The sequence below is a fragment of the Heyndrickxia sporothermodurans genome (assembly GCF_003055045.1).
Taxonomy (GTDB): domain Bacteria; phylum Bacillota; class Bacilli; order Bacillales; family Bacillaceae_C; genus Heyndrickxia; species Heyndrickxia sporothermodurans.
Genome location: NZ_NAZB01000019.1, coordinates 131,031 through 151,962 on the forward strand (window position 1 = coordinate 131,031; position 20,932 = coordinate 151,962).

General features: G+C 34.0%; 20 protein-coding genes and 1 riboswitch. Of the genes, 14 read left to right on the forward strand and 6 right to left on the reverse strand.

Translation table 11 applies throughout. The features are described 5' to 3' along the window. Positions 1-8 precede the first annotated feature (8 nt). Complete coding sequence (locus B5V89_RS08300; protein ID WP_066228507.1) at positions 9-149, reverse strand: subunit I/II of b(o/a)3-type cytochrome C oxidase; 141 nt, start codon at positions 147-149, stop codon at positions 9-11. 186 nt (positions 150-335) lie between these two features. Further along, positions 336-437, forward strand: a riboswitch (purine riboswitch). Positions 438-581: 144 nt separating this feature from the next. Here B5V89_RS08300 and B5V89_RS08305 point away from each other — a divergent pair. From B5V89_RS08305 to B5V89_RS08340, 7 genes are all read left to right on the forward strand, one after another. Beyond that, positions 582-1,169, forward strand: coding sequence for a xanthine phosphoribosyltransferase (locus tag B5V89_RS08305; protein WP_066228506.1), 588 nt, complete (start codon positions 582-584; stop codon positions 1,167-1,169). After that, entirely contained in the window at positions 1,169-2,476 is a 1,308-nt protein-coding gene (locus B5V89_RS08310) for a nucleobase:cation symporter-2 family protein (protein ID WP_066228503.1), read from the forward strand. Before B5V89_RS08305 ends, B5V89_RS08310 begins: the two co-directional genes overlap by 1 nt. Positions 2,477-3,221: 745 nt before the next feature. After that, positions 3,222-4,286, forward strand: a complete 1,065-nt coding sequence (locus B5V89_RS08315; protein WP_108071704.1) for a type III polyketide synthase — start codon at positions 3,222-3,224, stop codon at positions 4,284-4,286. Then, complete coding sequence (locus B5V89_RS08320; RefSeq protein ID WP_108071426.1) at positions 4,286-4,855, forward strand: isoprenylcysteine carboxyl methyltransferase family protein; 570 nt, start codon at positions 4,286-4,288, stop codon at positions 4,853-4,855. Before B5V89_RS08315 ends, B5V89_RS08320 begins: the two co-directional genes overlap by 1 nt. Positions 4,856-4,938: 83 nt before the next feature. Continuing rightward, a complete protein-coding gene (locus B5V89_RS08325) occupies positions 4,939-8,541 on the forward strand; it encodes a dynamin family protein (protein ID WP_108071428.1) in 3,603 nt (1,200 codons plus the stop codon). A gap of 211 nt (positions 8,542-8,752) precedes the next feature. After that, complete coding sequence (locus B5V89_RS08335; protein WP_108071430.1) at positions 8,753-9,583, forward strand: sulfurtransferase; 831 nt, start codon at positions 8,753-8,755, stop codon at positions 9,581-9,583. Positions 9,584-9,697: 114 nt separating this feature from the next. Then, positions 9,698-10,600 carry a 5'-3' exonuclease gene (locus B5V89_RS08340; protein WP_108071432.1) on the forward strand — a complete coding sequence of 301 codons (903 nt, stop codon included), beginning with the start codon at positions 9,698-9,700 and terminating at the stop codon, positions 10,598-10,600. Between the two features lie 52 nt (positions 10,601-10,652). Here B5V89_RS08340 and sspL read toward each other — a convergent pair whose 3' ends face one another. Next, complete coding sequence (sspL, locus tag B5V89_RS08345; RefSeq protein WP_382284969.1) at positions 10,653-10,793, reverse strand: small, acid-soluble spore protein L; 141 nt, start codon at positions 10,791-10,793, stop codon at positions 10,653-10,655. 143 nt (positions 10,794-10,936) lie between these two features. Between sspL and B5V89_RS08350 the strand changes: the two genes are divergently transcribed. Then, on the forward strand, positions 10,937-11,218 hold the full coding sequence (locus tag B5V89_RS08350) for a DUF6123 family protein (RefSeq protein ID WP_066228483.1): 282 nt from the start codon (positions 10,937-10,939) through the stop codon (positions 11,216-11,218). Positions 11,219-11,233: 15 nt separating this feature from the next. Here the strand turns inward: B5V89_RS08350 and B5V89_RS08355 are convergent, their stop codons facing one another. Continuing rightward, positions 11,234-12,160, reverse strand: a complete 927-nt coding sequence (locus B5V89_RS08355) for a DMT family transporter (protein ID WP_108071434.1) — start codon at positions 12,158-12,160, stop codon at positions 11,234-11,236. Beyond that, positions 12,157-12,561, reverse strand: a complete 405-nt coding sequence (locus B5V89_RS08360) for a reverse transcriptase-like protein (RefSeq protein WP_066228476.1) — start codon at positions 12,559-12,561, stop codon at positions 12,157-12,159. The genes B5V89_RS08355 and B5V89_RS08360 overlap by 4 nt, the downstream gene beginning before the upstream one ends. A gap of 155 nt (positions 12,562-12,716) precedes the next feature. On the opposite strand from B5V89_RS08360, the gene B5V89_RS08365 reads away from it, so the two are divergent. Both B5V89_RS08365 and B5V89_RS08370 read left to right on the forward strand, forming a co-directional pair. Next, positions 12,717-13,370 carry a reverse transcriptase-like protein gene (locus tag B5V89_RS08365; RefSeq protein WP_107919892.1) on the forward strand — a complete coding sequence of 218 codons (654 nt, stop codon included), beginning with the start codon at positions 12,717-12,719 and terminating at the stop codon, positions 13,368-13,370. Between the two features lie 31 nt (positions 13,371-13,401). After that, positions 13,402-13,593, forward strand: a complete 192-nt coding sequence (locus B5V89_RS08370; protein ID WP_107919894.1) for a zinc-finger domain-containing protein — start codon at positions 13,402-13,404, stop codon at positions 13,591-13,593. Positions 13,594-13,659: 66 nt separating this feature from the next. Here the strand turns inward: B5V89_RS08370 and cspD are convergent, their stop codons facing one another. After that, positions 13,660-13,860 carry a cold-shock protein CspD gene (gene cspD / locus B5V89_RS08375; protein WP_066232576.1) on the reverse strand — a complete coding sequence of 67 codons (201 nt, stop codon included), beginning with the start codon at positions 13,858-13,860 and terminating at the stop codon, positions 13,660-13,662. A gap of 385 nt (positions 13,861-14,245) precedes the next feature. Between cspD and mntR the strand changes: the two genes are divergently transcribed. Further along, positions 14,246-14,668 (forward strand): transcriptional regulator MntR, encoded by a 423-nt coding sequence (mntR, locus tag B5V89_RS08380; protein ID WP_066232574.1) that lies wholly within the window; start codon positions 14,246-14,248, stop codon positions 14,666-14,668. 35 nt (positions 14,669-14,703) lie between these two features. Here the strand turns inward: mntR and B5V89_RS08385 are convergent, their stop codons facing one another. Next, positions 14,704-14,922: a DUF3892 domain-containing protein gene (locus B5V89_RS08385; RefSeq protein WP_066232571.1), complete on the reverse strand. Its 219-nt coding sequence runs from the start codon at positions 14,920-14,922 to the stop codon at positions 14,704-14,706. A gap of 149 nt (positions 14,923-15,071) precedes the next feature. On the opposite strand from B5V89_RS08385, the gene B5V89_RS08390 reads away from it, so the two are divergent. The 3 genes from B5V89_RS08390 (at position 15,072) to B5V89_RS08400 (ending at position 20,932) form a co-directional block, all read left to right on the forward strand. Next, entirely contained in the window at positions 15,072-16,775 is a 1,704-nt protein-coding gene (locus B5V89_RS08390; RefSeq protein WP_108071436.1) for a formate--tetrahydrofolate ligase, read from the forward strand. 243 nt (positions 16,776-17,018) lie between these two features. Next, positions 17,019-20,069, forward strand: coding sequence for a GNAT family N-acetyltransferase (locus B5V89_RS08395; RefSeq protein WP_181294634.1), 3,051 nt, complete (start codon positions 17,019-17,021; stop codon positions 20,067-20,069). An 11-nt stretch (positions 20,070-20,080) separates the two neighbouring features. Next, complete coding sequence (locus tag B5V89_RS08400; RefSeq protein ID WP_108071440.1) at positions 20,081-20,932, forward strand: amidohydrolase family protein; 852 nt, start codon at positions 20,081-20,083, stop codon at positions 20,930-20,932.

Sequence of the window (20,932 nt, forward strand, 5' to 3'; positions counted from 1 at the left end):
CCAATCATTTATAAACGATTTAAATAAAGACCAAAAACTGCAAGCCATGAAATAACTAGAAAGGCTCCTACGATAAAAACAGCAATCAAAGTCCCTTTTAAAGATGTTGGTTCTTCTTTTACCTTTTTTTTAGACTGTGGAATAGCCATGCTTTATCACTCCATTCATTTTGAATATCTTTAGATCTGTTACTTTTATCATAGTGATAAAGAAAACATCCATCTGTGACTTTTATCACACTTTAGCGTACATTTTGTGATGAATATGTGAAAATCTGAACAAATATTTTTTTGAAATAGCTTTTCAAGGGGGAATAAGGGTGATATAATCAAAACACAGTTAAAAAAGTATTCACTCATATAATCGCGGGAATATGGCCTGCAAGTTTCTACCAAGCTACCTTAAATAGCTTGACTATGTGTGAGCAATGGGTAAATCAATAATTTACTATATTGATTTTTTCGTATTTCTATTGACATCTAGTTCAATGGACATTGCCACACTCATATAAAGATGAGTGCAATGACCATTGGACTTTTTTATTTGTCCCTTTGGTCATAATCTACTTGGAGGGAAGAAGAATGGAATTATTAAAGCAAAAAATTAAAAATGATGGGCTAGTCCTTTCGAATTCAGTATTAAAAGTTGATTCATTTTTAAATCATCAGATTGACCCTGCTTTAATGAAAGCGATTGGAGATGAATTTGCCGATAGGTTTCGTTTGGATAAGGTAACAAAAATTTTGACGATTGAATCGTCAGGAATATCCCCTTCATTAATGGCCGCTTTGGCTTTAGGTATTAACGTAGTATTCGCAAGGAAACGTAAGTCACTTACCCTTGTTAATGATTTGTATTCTGCAAAGGTACACTCGTTTACCAAAAATGAGACGAACGAAATATCTGTCTCAAAAAAATTTATTAATGAAAATGATCGTATTTTGATTATTGATGACTTTCTTGCAAATGGACAAGCGGCATTAGGTTTATTAAATATCGTTGAGCAAGCAAAAGCCAAAACAGTTGGGATAGGAATCGTTATCGAGAAATCTTTCCAAGATGGTGGTAAGCTCCTTCGCAATAAAGGCATAAGAGTAGAATCTCTTGCGCAAATCGATGCGTTAGAAGATGGGGAAGTGAAATTTAAAGAGGTGGAGGTCATGGCCTAATGCAAAACAAATTTAAAATGGCAACTATAGGCATTCAGCATGTGCTTGCGATGTATGCCGGCGCAGTCATTATTCCTCTAATAGTTGGTGGAAAGTTAGGAATGACGAGTAAAGAATTAACCTTTTTAGTTTCAATCGATATTTTTATGTGTGGAATTGCAACGATTCTCCAAGTATGGAAAAATCGCTTTTTCGGAATTGGATTGCCGGTGGTGTTAGGATGTACCTTTACCGCGGTAGGTCCAATGGTAGCAATAGGTTTACAAGATGGGATAACAGCAATATATGGAGCTGTAATTGCATCCGGACTACTAATCATTATTATTAGTAAATTTTTTGGAAAGTTAGTTCGCTTTTTTCCACCAATTGTTACAGGTTCCGTTGTGACAACGATTGGTATTACACTTATCCCTGTTGCAATGAATAATATGGCCGGTGGGGAGGGGAACCCACAATTTGGTTCGCTAAGTAATGTCGGTTTAGCTTTCGGTACATTAGTAATTATTATCCTTCTGCAACGATTTTTTAAAGGATTCATTCGATCGATTTCGATTTTATTAGGACTAGTTATAGGAACAATAGCTGCAGCATTTATGGGGAAAGTTGATTTTTCACCGGTAAGTGATGCTTCTATGTTCCATATGATTACACCGCTGTATTTTGGAGTTCCAACGTTTGAATGGTCAGCCATTTTGACAATGTTTCTTGTCGCGATGGTAAGTTTAGTTGAATCAACTGGTGTATATTATGCATTAAGTGATATTACGAATCAAAAAATTTCAGAGGATGATTTAGCGAGAGGATATCGTTCTGAAGGATTGGCAAGCGTGATTGGCGGAATCTTTAATTCATTTCCGTATACGACATTTTCACAGAATGTTGGGCTTGTCCAATTATCCGGAATTAAATCCAAAAATGTTATTTATCTTGTTGGAATATTTTTAATGATTTTAGGGTTAATTCCAAAGCTAGGAGCGTTAACGACAATTATTCCGTCATCAGTATTAGGTGGAGCAATGGTCGCAATGTTCGGATCGGTCATCGCTTCAGGAATAAAAATGTTAAGTAGAGTAGATTTAACTTCACACGAGAATTTACTTATCATCGCCTGTTCAGTTGGTATGGGAATGGGAGTAACCGTTGTACCCGGTCTTTTTGCAAATCTTCCTGAAAATATCCAAATTCTAACTAGTAACGGAATTGTAACAGGCAGCTTAACTGCTATCATATTAAATATTTTATTTAATATTGTTCCATCTAAGCAAAGAAGAAAACAAATCAAAGTTGTTGGTCAAAAGGTCTCATAAACTTATACCGAGAAACCATTTTCATCTCTCGTATTTTAAAGATCATAAGTCTAGTCACCCTTTTTATAATTTTTAATACAATATAGCTATAGAATGTTACAAAGTGAGAGTGCTACTGATTATGGAAAGGTATTACTGTGACTATTGTCGGATCATCAGCGAAAAAAATGAAAGATGCAGTAAATGTGGAAAAGATATTACACAAAAAATCAATATTCGAGTACAATATCAATCAAATTCGAGGTCTAACCAAAAAAGGTTCTGACCTTTTTTTGTTGAGAAATAGGTAAAAAGGCTTTCGAAGTGAGAAGAGAGCAGTTAAATAAACTGCTCTTATTTTTCAAGCATGAGTAAAAGATTTAGTTCACCTATCTGATCTAATTTTAGTGGAAAATATTGAGTATATTTTCGATTTCAAAAGAAGTGTATAATTAATTTGCACAACAACTCCTTCAAAACAGAAACCATTGCTCCTTAAGGGGGCTTTTTTTATACATAAATATGTTAAAGTTGATTGCTGTTTGCCATTAGGTTGATTGGAGCGGAAGGTGCGAGACTCCTGCGGAAAAAACGGTTTACGTGAGACCCCACAGGCGCGTCTAGCGCCGAGGAGGCTCACGAACCGCCCGCGGAAAGCGAGCACCTGGATCGGAAATCAACATCCATGTTTAACGGAGACTTATACATAAAATTAGCATGAAATGGAAAACATATCCTTACATATAGTAAGGGAGTTCGATAAGTGATGCCAAAAATATGTTCGGTTGGATTAGGAATTCCACCATATGAAATTTCACAAATTGACACAATGAACTTTGTTCACCAATTGTTTTCTAAAAACGTCAAAGATATCAATAGATTAATTAAAGTATTTGAAAATGGAGACATACGAACGCGCTATTTTGTGAAGGATATGGACTGGTTTAAAGAGGATCATACATTTGCAGAAAAAAACAAAGCGTTTATTGAAGAAGCAATTAACTTAGGAATAAAAGCTATAGAAAATTGTTTGCCTGCTGAAGAATACGGAACGATTGATGCGATTTTTACGGTTTGTACATCCGGTCTTGCCACACCAAGTATTGAAGCTAGAATTATGAATAGAATGCCATTTAGGGAAGATGTAAAACGTATTCCCATCTGGGGATTAGGCTGTGCGGGGGGAGCCGCAGGGTTGTCTCGTGCATATGAATATTGTCTTGCATTTCCTCAAGCAAAGGTTATTGTTTTATCAATTGAAATTTGTAGTTTAACATTTCAAAAAAATGATTTTTCGAAAAGTAATCTAATTGGAACATCACTATTTGCCGATGGAGCCGCATGTACACTCGTTGTAGGCGATAAGTGTAAAGAATTGGAAAATATTAGTAAACCAATTCCTACTATATATGGAACGGAATCACGGCTTATGCACGATTCATTAGGTGTTATGGGTTGGGATTTTAAAGATGATGGGATGCATGTTATTTTTTCTAAGGATATCCCAACAATTGTTGAAAACTGGTTACAGCCAAATGTGGAATCATTTTTAAAAAAGCACCAACTGAAATTAACGGATATTTCACAGTTTATTGCACACCCGGGAGGTAAGAAGGTAGTAAAAGCATATGAAAAAGCATTACAACTTTCGCCATCAAAAACAGCGGATACGAGAGAAGTTTTGAAGCAATTCGGTAATATGTCATCTCCAACTATTTTTTACGTTTTAAAACGTATTATGGATAATGATATAAAGCGGAAAGAATGGGGGCTAGCCATTGCGTTGGGACCCGGATTTAGCTCAGAACAGCTGTTGATGAGGTGGGAATAATGTTTTTTTATTTATTATTAGTAATCATCATTATTCAAAGATGTGTTGAATTATTTATAGCTAAGAAAAACGAAAGATTTTTGAAAGATCAGGGCGCTAAGGAATATGGTCGAAAACATTATCTTTTTATGGTTATGATGCATATTTGTTTTTTTGTTTCACTTTTGGTTGAAGTAACTTTCTTTGCGAAATCATTAAGTAGTTTATGGCCAATTTGGTTTAGTTTATTTTTACTCACGCAAATCGGAAGGGTATGGGTCATTCAATCTTTAGGAACATTTTGGAATACAAAAATAATTGTCTTGCCTGAAGCGACCATCGTATCAAAGGGTCCTTATAAATATATCAAGCATCCAAATTACCTTATTGTAACGACCGAATTGTTGGTTATACCTTTAATGTTTAATGCGTATTTTACTTTAGTCTGCTTTTTTATTTTGAATCAACTGATTTTAGCAATACGAATCCCTTATGAAGAACGAGTACTCTTAAAAGAAACTAATTATCGAACAATAAGTGAAATTCCCCGTTCTTTACCCAAACTTGTGAAACGTTCACGTTTAAAGTGAACGTTTTTTGTATTTGTTCTTGGGATACATGAGAAAATCCGTTAAAATAAGAAGTATTAAAAGGTAGGGAGTTAATTTTCATCATGACAAAAACAATGAATAAGCAACATACTGAAGAAAGTATTAACAACTTAATAGGATTAATTGAACGATTTAAACAAAATGGTGATTGGGAAAGGGTTGATAAAGCAAAAAAGTTATTGAAAAAACGAATTGATCATGAATTTATCATCGCATTTTGTGGTCATTTTTCAGCTGGTAAATCGACAATGATTAATTCATTACTTGGAGACAATGTGTTACCAACAAGTCCAATCCCGACAAGTGCTAATCTTGTCAAAGTGCATAAAGCTGCAAACGATTATGCAACGGTATTTTATCATGATCAATCGCAACTATTATTTCAAGCACCATATGATTTTAAAAAGGTAAAGGAATTTTGTAAGAACGGTGATGTAAGTGAAATTGAAATCGGTCAAGCAACATCAGATCTTGCAGAAGGTGTGACAGTAATGGATACACCTGGTGTAGATTCTACAGATGATGCTCATCGAATATCTACTGAATCGGCCATACATTTGGCAGATATCGTTTTTTATGTGATGGACTACAATCATGTACAGTCAGAATTGAATTTTATGTATACAAAAGATTTGCTGCGTAACGGTGTTGAATTATATTTGATCATTAATCAAATTGATAAGCATAATGACGAAGAACTGTCATTTAATGATTTTCAAAAATCTGTTAAAGAATCTTTTGCATCATGGGATGTGCATCCAAACGGAATATTTTACACCACGTTAAAAAAACCGGAGGATCCGAAAAATCAATTTCAAACTGTTAAACATTTAATACAAAATACAATGAATGAAAAAGAGGAACGAATTCTTACCTCTACGGAATCATCTGTTCACATTTTAGTACAAGAGCATTTTAAATGGCTAAAAGAAGAGCAAGAAGAAAAGGCAAAACAATATGAAGAAATCGTAAACCAATACCCAGTGGAAAAAAGGTCGACAATTTTCGAAGATGAAGAAAAAATGGTAGCGCAAATGGATGTGCTTCATACACGGGAAGAGAAATGGAAACAAACATTTAACAACGAATTGGATAAAATATTGACCAATGCTTATTTAATGCCATTTCAAACGAGAGAATTAGCAGAAAGCTATTTAGAATCTGTTCAATCCGATTTTAAAGTTGGTTTTTTTGGTAAGAAGACAGAGCTTGTAAGACGTGAAAGGCTTGACGCATTTTATAAAAATTTAACCACACAAGTGGATACACAACTTACTTGGCATCTGCGACAATTTGCAATAAATCAATTAAAGGAAACAAAAATCGCTTCTGACGAATTGCAAAGACGGGCACAACAATTATCGATCGATTTTGACGCGACATTAATTACTAATAGTGTTAAGCCCGGTGCAAGATTAACCGGGGAATATGTTCTTAATTATTGTGATGAAATTACTGAAACGATACGGAAACAAGCAAGAACGACCTGCCAGAGCTTTAGAGAAGACTTATGGAAAACGTTAAAGCCGGAAATTGAGAGTCAATATACTACCTTAGAAAGTTCGCTGCGTAAAATTAAGAAAGTAACGAACGCATTAAGGGTTTTGGACCAATTAGAATCGGAAAGAAATCAAAAGGAAGAGAACGTCTACTTACCGGTTTCAAATGTGGAAGAATCTTATCGTTCACTACGAAATGAGTGGGAAAATAATGAAAAGAAAATACGAATCTACTCACCGGAAAATGAAAAAGATGTAGAAAAAAATATTAAAAGTGAAAAAATAACTGAAACTAAAAAAGATAATATGTCTATTAATACTTCTCTTTCTGTTGATAGTATGATAGAAAAACTTAAAAAAGCTGTTTTTCTTTTAAAGGATAAAAAAGGTTTTCAACGCGTAACAGATGTTTTGGCTGCAAAATCTGAAAGATTAGAAAATCGTGAATATACAATTGCATTATTCGGGGCATTTAGTGCCGGAAAATCCTCATTTGCTAATGCGTTATTAGGAGAGAAAGTATTGCCGGTTTCACCTAATCCAACAACAGCGGCAATCAATCGAATTTGCCCACCAACAAGTGAGTACAAGCATGGGACGGCTATCGTTCATTTAAAATCTAATCAACATGTACTCGAAGATGTACAGAAATCGCTTAAGTTCTTCGGGACAAACTGCGATCGACTACATGATGCAGAGAATATTATTCATAAAGTGATTCAAAGTGCTTCTGGTAGTGATAAAGAAAAGATTCATTTATCGTTTTTAAATGCATTTTTATTAGGGTTTCCAAAATATAAAGAAAAACTTGGAGAAGACATTGTAACCGATTTACATGATTTTCGTGGTTTCGTAGCTAATGAATCCCAATCATGTTTTGTAGAATCAATAGATTTGTACTATGATTCAGAGTTAGCTCAAAAAGGCATTACCTTAGTCGATACACCAGGGGCCGATTCAATTAATGCCCGTCATACAGGAGTTGCGTTTGAATATATTAAAAACTCGGATGCAATTCTGTTTGTAACATACTATAATCACGCGTTCTCGAAGGCTGACAGAGAGTTTCTCATTCAATTAGGCCGCGTGAAAGATGCTTTTGAATTAGATAAAATGTTTTTTATCATTAATGCAATTGACTTAGCTAATTCAGAGGAGGAGCTTAGTGAAGTTCAATCATATGTCCATGATCAATTGACTCAATATGGAATTCGCTTTCCTCGCATCTTTGGAGTATCAAGTTTATTAGCGCTGTCAGAAGATGAAAATACATCGAGAATAAATTTATTTAAAAACGAGTTCAATCATTTTCTTGAAACAGATTTAATGAAAATGACAATTCAATCGGCAGAAACAGAATATCAAAAAGGAATACAAATTCTTGATTCCTATATTGCAACAGCATTGGAAGGTAAAGAAGAGAAAGAAAATAAAAAACAAGAACTGCTTAAGCAGAAAGAAAAAGTCCATTCATTGTTAACAAGTTCTTCTTCTGATTTTGTAGTGAATAAATTTTCACAAGAACAAAAGGAACTTTTATTTTATGTTAAACAAAGAGTGTTTTACCGTTTTCCGGACTTCTTTAAAGAGGCATTTAACCCAGCAGTTATTCAAAAGAATAATAAAGGTGCATTAAATATCGCTTTAGATGACTTACTAGATAGCATTGGCTATGATTTTTCACAAGAATTGCGTGCCACATCGCTTAGACTAGAGAATATTGTAAAAGAAGCCTTTGCACAGCAAATACATCAACTATCTGAACAGATTGCGAAAATACAAAAAGATATCCAATTCTCAAATTTTGAATGTAATCGTATGACTACACCAACGTTTCCAAATGCTTTCGAAAAGGTATCTAAAGTATCTTTAGAAAAGTCCTTCAAGCATTTTAAAAATGCCAAATCATTTTTTGAAAAAAATGAAAAGCAATTGATGCAAGAAGAATTAGAGGAATTACTTCGGCCGTTAGCTGATGAATATATAGATCAGCAAGGAGCATTGATTCAACAAAGCTTCACAATATTTATTGAACAACAGTTTTCACGGATGATTGAAGAAATGCTTCAAGATACGATAGAACAGTTTAATGGTTGGTTCGAAATATTGGATGAACATATCGATGTGAATGAATGGGTGGAAATTCGAAATCAATTAGCGAAATAGATGAAGGATAGAAAGGGAGAGGTTTTTTGAAACAAAATCGGTTTCATGCTTGTGCCACGTGCATTCATTTCTCCGCAGAAAAACTCGAACAGGGAATGAAATATACATGTCGGCGTTTAGGTTATGATACTAAACCCCATTATACGTTCGATTGTTGGAGTCCGAAGGAGCATATAAAGAAACTGATAGCTAAAGAACAGGGGGAGTAATCATGAAGTACATTGTAGACGTAGAATGGCTCAAAGATAATTTAAATAAGTCCGAAATAAGAATTGTTGATTGTCGTTTTTCTTTAAGGGACCCATTAGCAGGTGAACTTGCGTATAAGAAAGAACATATACCCGGAGCGGTTTATTTCGATTTAGAAAAAGATTTATCTGCCACTCCAACCGTGCATGGTGGCAGACACCCTTTACCTTCAATCCAATCTATTAAAGAAAAACTAGAATTATCCGGTATAGATGAGCGTGTTAAAATAGTTGTTTATGATGATGGAACTGGAGAGTATGCAAGCAGGTTTTGGTGGCTACTTAATTATTTAGGTAATAAGAATGTTTATATATTAAATGGGGGATATAAAGCTTGGAAGCAAGCAAACTACCCAACTGATAATGAAATCCCACATTTCGAGAAGCCTGTTTTTAACGTATCTTGTCATCCATCGATGCTAGCAACAATGTCGGATGTAAAAGAGAGTATAGAACAAGGTGATGCCATTTTAATTGACTCTCGAGCATATAACCGGTATATCGGATTAGAAGAACCAATAGATAAAAAATGCGGTCATATTCCTACTGCAATAAATAAAGTTTGGACAGAAGGATTTAAAGATGGCTTTTGGAAATCTATAGAAGAACAGAAAAAACGATTTTCAGAATGGAACGAATCTGATTCATTTATTGTTTACTGCGGTTCGGGTGTGACAGCTACACCTAATATTATCGCCTTATTAGAAGCGGGTTTTACGAATGTTCGGCTATATGCAGGTAGTTTTTCTGATTGGATATCGTATGAGGAAAATCCAATCGAAACAGGTGAATAAAATGTTGAAGGGACATTGTGTAAACACACATTGTCCCATCGTGTTATAATGGTATTTGTATCATTTAGAAAAGAGACCATTATAGGGTGATTCCCTTTTTATAGAGGTGTAGATATGGAGAACAAACCACATTTATTACTAGTTGATGGAATGGCATTACTTTTTCGATCATTTTATGCAACGAGTGTAACGGGTCAATTTATGATGAATTCGAAAGGGATGCCAACTAATGCTGTGCAAGGTTTTATGAAACACTTATTCTATGCGTTGGAGGATATCGAACCATCACACACAGCAATTTGCTGGGATATGGGTAGTAAAACTTTTCGCAACGAGATGTTTGCTGGATACAAGGCCAATCGTTCAGCACCGCCAATCGAGCTTATTCCTCAATTTGATCTTGTTAAAGACGTCGTGGAAGCATTTGATTTACCAAACCATGGCCTTGTAGGGTATGAAGCGGATGATTGTATTGGAACGATTGCTAAAGCTATGAAAAATGAAGCTAATGTCACGATAGTAACTGGTGATAAAGATTTATTACAGCTATTAGATGAACATATTGAAGTTCGTATACTGCAAAAAGGTTTGGGTAACTATAAAATTTATTCCGAAAGCCTATTTCAAGATGAATTAGGATTAACTCCAAAGCAATTTATCGACGTCAAGGCCCTAATGGGTGATACAAGTGATGGATATCCTGGGGTTAAAGGTATTGGAGAAAAAACTGCATTGAAATTAATTCAGGAGTACGGATCAATTGAACAGTTACTAGAAAATATTGATCATTTAACACCCGGACAGAGTAAGAAAATCGAAGAAGATATGGAAATGCTTCACTTATCAAGGAAATTAGCTGAAATTAATTGTCAAGTACCAATCAAGTTTTCATTAGAAACATCTTTACGCAAGCAAATACCGAAATCATTTTTTGAACTAATTGAAGAACTTGAGTTAAAAAATATTCGTCGTCATCTTATCCAATCTAAATGGGCAGAAAACATTGCATTAGCTTAAAGATGAAAAAGCATCCTTCATGTGAGGCTGCTTTTTCATCTTTTTCGTCTTATTATTTTTTATTTAGTTTTTTTGCCGCATTTTCCAGCTTAGACTTAGGTTCCTGTGCAAACTCCACATCGTCTTGTCCCCAACCTTGTGGATTGACGCCTGGTGCAATTGTCTTTCCTCTATTATTATTTTTCTTTGCCAAAAAAATCACCTCCATTTATAGAATTTCCAAAAAAATAAATATCAACATTATTTCAAGTATTAACTTTTCCGAGGATGTTGTAGTCATAAAATCTAATTTACTGTACAATGAAAAAGGATGTTTTTTGGGGAGTGAGGAGAAAAATGAAACATAGTAATATTTCACTAGACGAATATCTTTTATTATTAAGAGAAAAAGGCTTTAAATTTGAAGAAGATGTGATTGGTTTTATATATTTTGGAAAACAATATACGAAGGCTTCGGATCAAACAATAAAAGCGGCCATTGAAATTACATTAAAAACACAAAAACATTTCGACGGTAGCTTTTATATGTCATTATTAGAAACATTTCAGAACAAAAATATCGAATCGATGAAACAAGCATATACTTACGTACAACAATTAGGACTGCTGCCCGCATAAAAAAGTGCATTCTTACTAGAATGCACTTTTTTTGTTTGTTTTTTTCATAAATATTTTTAACTTCAGATTATTAGGCAGCTCTGCTATAACCATTCCAATTAAAATAAAAATGCACCCTATGCTCGCCACTAGGGTGAGTCTTTCGTCAATCCAAATATATGAAGTAATGGCAGCAAAAACAGGTTCCATCGTTAATATAATAGCGACCCTCGTTGGCGAAGTTGATTTTTGGGAACTCGTTTGAATAAAGAATGCTGCTGCAGTTCCTAAAATGGCCGTAATCATAATCGCTGTAATTAATGATGTTGAGTGATAAGTTTCAGGATTTAATATTAGTTTCCAGTCTTCAAATAATAGTGAACTTAATGTACAGAGAAATGCCACTGTAAAAATTTGAATTGTTGTCAGTGTAAGGACAGAAATTCGCCTTGCGAATATGTCGGTAAAAATAATATGGAAAGCAAAACCAAATGTACAAATTAAAACATAAATATCACCGACTGAAAAAGGTGAAGCTCCTTTGACAGCTAATAAATATAGGCCTATTGCAGCTAAACTTGAGCCAAAAATGGCAGATCGTTTCGGTTTATTTTTAAAACATATATAAGAAATGATAGGAACCATTACAACACTTAATCCTGTAATAAATCCAGCTTTTGACGGTGTAGTGTATAATAAACCAATGGTTTGAAGGGCATATCCAATAAATAAACAACATCCTAAAATCATACCTGGAAATAGTGTGCTTAATTGAAATTTGACTTTCCCTTTGTTTTTAAATAAATAAACGATGAAAATAATGACTCCCGCAAGAAAGAAACGAATCGCATTAAATAATAATGGTGGCAGAAGATCAATGGCATTTTGGACAACAACAAATGTAGAGCCCCAAATAAAAGCGACAAATAATAAAGATAGTTCAGCTAGAAATTTATTATTCAATGAGTCCCCTCCAAATCCTTAACCTGGATCGCTTTTCTGGCTAAATCATCCGCGGTTTTATTTTCAGAACTTGGAACCCATTTAATAAAAAACAGATCAAAGGAACTTATTAAAGTAAGTATACGATCCAATAATGTTTTATATTTTTCTTTTTTTGTATATTCCTTTTCAACTGCATTAACTACTGCAGTTGAATCAGATCGAACAGATATTGTTTGGAAATTGAAAGATTGACAAATTTCCAGTGCTTTTATTAAAGCAAGAAATTCCGCTTCATGATTATTATATATGCCAAGGGGGATTGAATAACGTTCAACTTTACCATGATGTTTAATAAATATTCCCGCGCCACTTTTCCCGGGATTTCCCGCACTGGCCCCATCTATATAAACCTCAATCAAATGCGCACACTCCTAACTCACACAATGTATAATTAAACACAATATCACTGTAAATCCTAACTATATTGTAATATAAATACATAATAATAAAAGGGGAACAATTTAAATGTTAAGGAAAAGCTATAAATAACAACCGTCTGGAAGGGAAAAAGAAGATGAAATATAAAATTAAGTGGCAATATAAAGGGGCGAAAACAGAGTCAATTTTATTGGAATCAGAATGGGCTTCGGATGACGTAATTGAAACATTAATGAATGATTTTCTTAAAACAGGAAGAACTGTTGATCTATCTATTGTTGATGAAATGGGCAATGAGTGGACAAAAAAGGAATTCTTAAAGTTAAAAAACATAACTGAAAATGAGCCGGAAAATATCATGATTTATTTCGATGGGGGCTTTGATTTACAAACAAGGTTATCTGGAATAGGTATGGTAATTTATTATGATAAAGGTGGTAAATCATATCGGTTGCGTGCCAATGACCAATTAACGGAACTAGAATCTAATAATGAGGCAGAATATGCAGCATTATACAATGCCGTCGTATTATTAGAAGGTTTAAACATAAAGCCTATCCCATGTACAATTCGTGGCGATTCTCATGGGCTATTGAAGCAATTAACAGGAGAGTGGCCATGCTTAGAACAAAATTTAAATCGGTGGTTAGATCGAATTGAAGAAAAGATAAATAAACTGGGGATCAAGCCATTATATGAACCAATCACAAGGAAGCAAAATAAAGAAGCAGATCAACTTGCATCTCAAGCATTAAAAAATATATTAGTGAATAGTCATATTGAACTTTAAGTCAGGTGTTGAAAAAGAAAGGAAGTTTGCAATGGAAAGATCTAAACTACTACTAGAAATAAATGAATTATTATCAACATATTGCGGAGATTGTCTCGTAAAGGCAGCTTTACGAAAAGAGTATCATAAAACATACGCCCATCAATTTTGTATTCAAAAATGTACGGTAGGTGAGCAGCTAAAAGAGCTTGGAAAGCAGCTAACATATGCTCATAAACGGTAAGAATAGAGCAACCAAAAAGGCTGACAATTTATCGTCAGCCTGCTTATTTTTATATTAGTATTATTATTATTTTTTCGTTACATTAGCAGCTTGAGGTCCACGGTTTCCTTCTACAATTTCAAATGAAACTTCTTGGCCTTCTTCTAAAGTTTTGAAACCTTCGCTTTGAATAGCAGTGAAATGTACGAATACATCATCTCCACCTTCAACTTCGATAAAACCATAGCCCTTTTCGTTATTAAACCATTTAACTTTACCGTTTTGCATAATTTCTATTCCTCCTAAATCTTACAGCACGCTGTGCCAAGAAAAAATATTGTCCATTAAACAGTCATTAATTTTTCTAATAAAAGAAAAATTTGAATATTTAATGATAATTTTAATATACACTAAAGTCTTTATATGCGTCAAGGAATGATGCGAATGAAAGTTAAATTTTATGAATTTTTAAATAAATAGCGAAGCCAAGTGTTCCTAAATCATTGTTCAAATAAGGGTATCTTGTTTAATCGTGACAATTATAGTAAACTTCATATTGAGGAAATGCCTTAAATCAGGTCCTTATATAAAATGGATATCAACTACTTTGAAAGTAGTTCGTAGAGGTTATTTTCAAATACATATTTTTTATATTATAAATGGGGGTTTAGGGATGCCTACGCCAAGTATGGAAGATTATATCGAACAAATATATTTATTAATTGAAAATAAAGGTTACGCTCGTGTATCGGATATTGCAGATGCACTATCCGTCCATCCCTCCTCTGTAACGAAAATGGTACAAAAGCTTGATAAGGATGAATATTTAGTTTATGAAAAATATCGAGGCCTCGTTCTTACACAAAAGGGAAAAAAGATAGGAAAGCGATTAGTTGATCGTCATGATTTGTTAGAACAGTTTCTAAAAATTATTGGTGTGAAGGAAGAAAATATATATCAAGATGTTGAAGGAATCGAGCATCATTTAAGTTGGAATTCAATCGACCGCATTGGAGATTTAGTACAATTCTTTGAAGAGGATCCTAAACGCTCAGAAGATTTAAAACAATTACAACTAAAAAACGAAGCAGAATAAAAGAACCGTATTCATGCGGTTCTTTTAATGTTCTGTTAGAAAATGGAAGGATAGTACGTAAAAAACCGATCATTTTCATCTTCATTTACTAACGTTTCTACCCCACTTTGATTCCAATCAATATTAGTTCCATTTAGTAACCCTTCCTTTGTTTCTAATAAAGCTTTTCGATAAGAGATTATTCTACCGCTGGAAGTTTGGAAGCTAATAATTTCTCCTTCATCATTTCGTTGAACTTTTGAAATATATTCCATATGAATGATTCTCCTTTCTAATTAGAATGGTAGTTAATACTATTTTGGTGTGTATATTTGAAAAATAAACATATAAAATTATTTCCTTATATATTGAATCTTTTTAAGATAGAAAAAGTATATAATGTAGGTAAACTATTTTTAATTGAATGGAGGCCATACACTTGGGTGAAAATAAATCAGTTAAATCGGATATTCAAATTGCTCAAGAATCAAAATTAAAACATATAAAGGAAGTAGCAGAAAGCATTGGGCTAACCGAAGATGATATTGAATATTATGGAAAATATAAAGCGAAAATTACTTATGAAAAAATACATAGTTTAAAAGAAAATAGAGATGGTCGATTAATTTTAGTTACGTCAATTAATCCAACAGCTGCTGGTGAGGGAAAATCTACGGTTACAGTAGGATTAGGAGATGCAATGCATCAGTTAGGGAAGAAGGTTGTAATTGCGTTACGTGAGCCATCTTTAGGACCTACTATGGGGATGAAAGGCGGAGCAACTGGTGGTGGTTATGCTCAAGTATTACCTATGGAAGATATCAATCTTCATTTTACCGGTGATCTTCACGCAATAACTGCCGCAAATAATGCACTAGCAGCACTTATGGACAATCATATCCATCAAGGAAACCAATTACAAATTGACCAAAGACGAATTGTTTGGAAGCGTGCGCTAGATATAAATGACCGGGCTTTAAGGCAAATTGTGATAGGTCTTGGAGGCCCTTCGCAAGGTGTTCCCCGTGAAGATGGATTTGATATTACAGTAGCTTCAGAGATAATGGCCGTACTATGTCTATCAACAAGTCTCGAAGATTTAAAGCAAAGATTAGCCAAAATGGTTGTAGGATATAATACTTCCAAACAACCTATTACAGTTGGAGATTTAGGCGTTGAAGGAGCACTTAGCTTATTATTGAAAGATGCATTGAAACCGAATCTCGTTCAAACAATTGAACATACACCAGCATTAGTCCACGGTGGACCTTTTGCAAATATCGCTCACGGCTGCAACAGTGTCATGGCAACGAAATCTGCATTAAAATTGGCAGATTATGTAGTAACGGAAGCAGGATTTGGGGCAGATTTAGGAGCGGAAAAATTTTTAAATATTAAAGCTAGGGCTGCAAATATAAAACCTGATGCCGTAGTTGTTGTAGCAACAATTAGAGCATTAAAAATGCATGGAGGTATGTTAAAGTCGGATTTGCAACATGAGAATGTTTTAGCATTGGAAAAGGGTTTGGAAAATTTGCAAAAACATATAGAAACGATTTATAACTTTGGTTTACCAGTAGTCGTTGCGATCAATCGATTTATTACAGATACCGATGCAGAAATCAATACCCTTACAAATTGGTGTACTGAACAAAAAGTTCCGGTAGCATTAACCGAAGTGTGGGAAAAAGGTGGAAAGGGTGGTTTGCAATTAGCAGAGTTGGTGATTGAACAAATTGAATCGAATAAGCAAACATTTGAGTATCTTTATGATTTGAACCTCCCTATAGAAGAAAAAATTAAAAAAATAGTGCAAAAGGTGTATGGGGGATCTGATGTAGAATTTTCTACAAAAGCAATGAAGCAATTAAAGGAATTTCAAGAATTTGGATGGGGTCAATTGCCTGTTTGTATGGCCAAGACGCAATATTCATTATCTGATGAACCTACCAAATTAGGACGTCCGAAAAATTTTACGATCCATGTTCGTGAATTAGTACCAAAATTAGGAGCTGGATTTATCGTCGCACTAACCGGTGATGTGATGACGATGCCTGGACTTCCTAAAAAGCCTGCTGCTTACCAGATGAATATCGATGAAAAAGGAAGAGCAATAGGATTATTCTAAAGAGAAACAGGCGAAAAGCCTGTTTTTTTGTTTGGGAATTTCCCCCACTAATATTATTAGAACAAATTTATTTTTCTGAAAAGTATTTACAAATGACTACATGTATTTTAGTATTACTAAAGGAAGAAAAAACTTCCAATTTACTAGAAGGGAGAATTAAATATGCGTTTACTTACTAAAAGAAGTTTAAAAAAGAAAAAGGATAACACCACGTAGAGAAAAGGAAAAGTTGAGGAGGATATGATGATAAATCCAATGACAGAAACAATAAAAATCGTAAAGTATCATGAAGATTTGGCAAAATCAATTGCTGAAATGTGGAATGAAAGTCGTGATAGCTGGGGTGGAGATTCGGCGATTATGACTGAAGAGCAAGTGCTTGAAAAAGAAGCGAATTCGGAAGATTTATTCCTATACCTCGCTTTGGATGGAGAAAAGGTAGTTGGATATTGCGGAATATCTGAATATAAAGAGGATATAGAAGCACTGTATATTCGGTTATTAAATGTGCACCCTGATTATCATGGCAAGAAAATAGGTAAACAACTTGTTTTAAAGGCAGTTGAAAAAACCGTTGAATTAGGCTGGCCGCGTATTGACCTTTACACATGGCCAGGGAATGTTAAAGCTGTGCCTTTATACAAGAAATGCGGTTTTTTCTGGGAGGATCGCGATGATACGACCCACTTAATGAACTTTATCCCATTAGTCTTACAAAATGAAATAACAAAACCACTTTTTCATTCGATTGATTGGTATGAAGATAATGTTAGAGAGATTGAAGTGAAGCCTGATGGTATAAAAGAAAATGGATTCACTTACTTTGAATATGTATGGGAAAATGAGGAGCATTTTCTTCGTGTTCAAATAGAAAAGAGCGGTAGAGGGATTCGTTTAATTGAAACGAATGATATCCAAATCGAACTTCTAATGGAACAACATACACAAATCGAAGGAAGAGAATCGAAACTTCAACTTGAAATACAAAGTAAACAGAATGATGCGATTGAAGTAACACTAGAAGGCTGTGAAAATGAAAGAATCCATGTACAGGGGAAAATGGAAGAAACATTTAAACATAAAAAAATAATAGAATTTCCATTTCAGATAAAACGTGGTGAGGAACCTAATGAATGGATCACTCATCCTAAAGCTGAAGTTAAGATTGAAATGAATGGTCGGACGTCTTTGTTTGCTGTTGGCGTTTTTCCAAAAAAAGCGATGAAAGTAAAGCCGGTTTATATTCCGAAAAAATTTGACACGAATAAACAACAATTCTGTTATATAGAAATTGAAAACTATTTAAAAAATGAAGCTGAAATTTTTATAAATCTGTCACCTAACAAATTAGTAAAGTGGGAGAAAAATAGCTATTCATCGATTATTTCCGATACTGGTATGATAAAAATTCCTTTCCAAATTAAGAAATATGGCTTTTTACAATCGGAGTGTACAGTAGTCGTTCAAACGGCTGAAGAAACCTTTGATTGGCAGGAAACATTAGCATTTTCTATGCCTTACTTCGGTGTGAAAGATGGTGGGTTTGATCAAGAATTCTATTATTTGCAAAACGGATTTTACTCAGTATACGTTCGTAAAAGGGACAATGCAATTTCATTTGGAAATGAACAAAAATTTAACCAAAGAACGTTCCTTCTTCCACCGAAATTCGGCAAACCATATGTGGCCGAATTAACAAAGAAACAAGCATCTTCATATGAATGGAAATACACTGAGACATCAGCAATTATGAAAATTCATTATGAGATTGAGAAGCCATCGAAGCAAAATGTAGCACTATGTTTTGAATTATTCAGTGAAGGTTTATTAAACTATTGGCTAGAAATAGAAAATGTATCCGGATCAATAATAGAAAAATTGTATATTTATCAGCCAATAAGACATGAGCTAAATCAAACTTATCTACCATTAAACAATGAAATCGTTTATTTTAATGATGCAAAAATGACCGATTTAAACCAATTAAATAGTAAGGATGTAACTAGTAATTGGTTATTTTCTGACGATAAAAAGGATCCTCATGGAATAACTTGGGATACTCAAGTGAAAATTGGATTTGAGGGATGGTTATTATATTTAGAGGAAAATACCGGAAATATTCTTAATCATGAAATAATAAAATCAAAAAAAATCTGCTTTTCATTAGGTGTCATTAAAACCGTTGAGGAATTTCAACTATTTGCAAATCATACATTTGAGCAACCAATTATCAATGAAGTGGAACTTAGCACAAAAACGCGGAATCCAATTATTTCAAGCGGCGAGGTAGAATTGGTATTAAAAAGGAGTCAAAATCGTTATTTTAATGGTGTCTTGTCTTTATTAAAAAATGATGAACCACAGAGAAAGTTAAGTATTGAACAAGAAAATAATGAAGCCTTGAAATTTATACACCGTTTAAATGATGGACCATTTGTACCTCTTCACTATACACTTAAAAATGAATCGCAAACGATACAAGGTTCGTCCTTATTTTTACGAAAAGAAATTCGACCGATTTATTCTCGAAAAGTAGAGGAGAACGATCAATTAATTTATGAAGTTGAAAATGGTAAATTACAATTTCGTGCTGCACCTGGATTTTTTCCAACGTTGTATTCCATTCGATACAAAGGGAGGGAATGGTTAGATTCATCGTTTCCAAATCCAGAACCAAAGGCATGGTGGAACCCTTGGGCCGGCGGATTCAGTTCCCATCTCAGTGGGATAAGTCTCTTTTCATACATTAAAGAGTCATCACATACATCTTTTGTAAAAAAACTGGATCAATATGAAAACGTATGGGAAGGCTTAGCAATTGAAACAAACATAGAGCATCACGAAAAATGGAAAGGGTTAAAAATTACTCAATACTTTTTAACTATTCCAGGAGTTCCCATTATTACACATTATACAGAATTAACTCATCCGACTCGGACGATCAATCAATTTGTGTATACAGATGTGTTTTTGAAGAAAGAAACGACAGTTCAATTGCATAATAAAAATGGTTCGAATAAATTTAAAGCTGGATTCGAAGAACACATTTTTCGCTTAAGTAATCCGACTACTTTTTCTGATAGTGAACAAACACAATATTTACAACTCGTTTCAGGTAAAGATTCGTTGGATTCAGAATGTATTTTTAGTGAGGAATTTGCTTTAGTCAACACAACCGACTTTATAAATAATAGCCCGGGTCATACAAAAAAAACAGATCCTATTTTCATGTTATTTCCCCATCAACAAGTTGATAAAGAAATGATCAAGAACTTGAAATCAATTAAATTTTAAGGGAGCTAGCGATGAAAATTATTGACGCACATATTCATTTCTCAAATATACGCTCTTTTCATGAAACGGCAAAGGAGCAATCTTTTGTCGATTATTCAAAAAAAGGGATTATAAATGAATTTGAAGAAGCAGGGGTCGTTCTAGGTATCGGTATGGGGTTAACGGAGACATTGGGAATCGGTTTTCCTGATCCAAAGACTAATACACCAATGGGGTTGGATTTGGATTCTAGTTTACCGAACAATATTGTTTATTGTGTGGGAGTTAATCCATATACATTAAATAAAGAGACGCTCGTTTTACTAGAAAATGAGTTACAAAATGATAATGTAGTAGGAATAAAGATTTATTTAGGTTATTATCCTTTTTATGCATATGATGAAATCTATCATCCGGTTTACGCTTTAGCTGAAAAATATGATGTCCCTGTCGTTTTTCATACAGGTGATACATATTCGGAACGGGGATTATTAAAATATTCCCATCCTTTAACATTAGATGAGGTCGCAGTTCGTTTTCGTAAAGTTCGTTTTGTAATGGCGCATTTTGGCGATCCATGGGTATTAACTGGTGCGGAAGTAGTGTATAAAAATTCGAATATGTTTGCTGATCTTTCTGGATTAATTGTCGGAACAGAAAAAGAGCTAATGAATTATTCGGAAGGAAGGTTTTTAGATCATTTACGACACGCATTAGTATACTGCGACCATTATGATCGATTATTATTCGGGACCGATTGGCCATTAGCACCTATAAAACCATATATAAAATTCATCCAACAATTGATCCCGGAAAAATATCAAGAAGATGTGTTTTATAATAATGCAGTAAAGGTTTTCCCGAAAATAAAAAATAAACTCTAA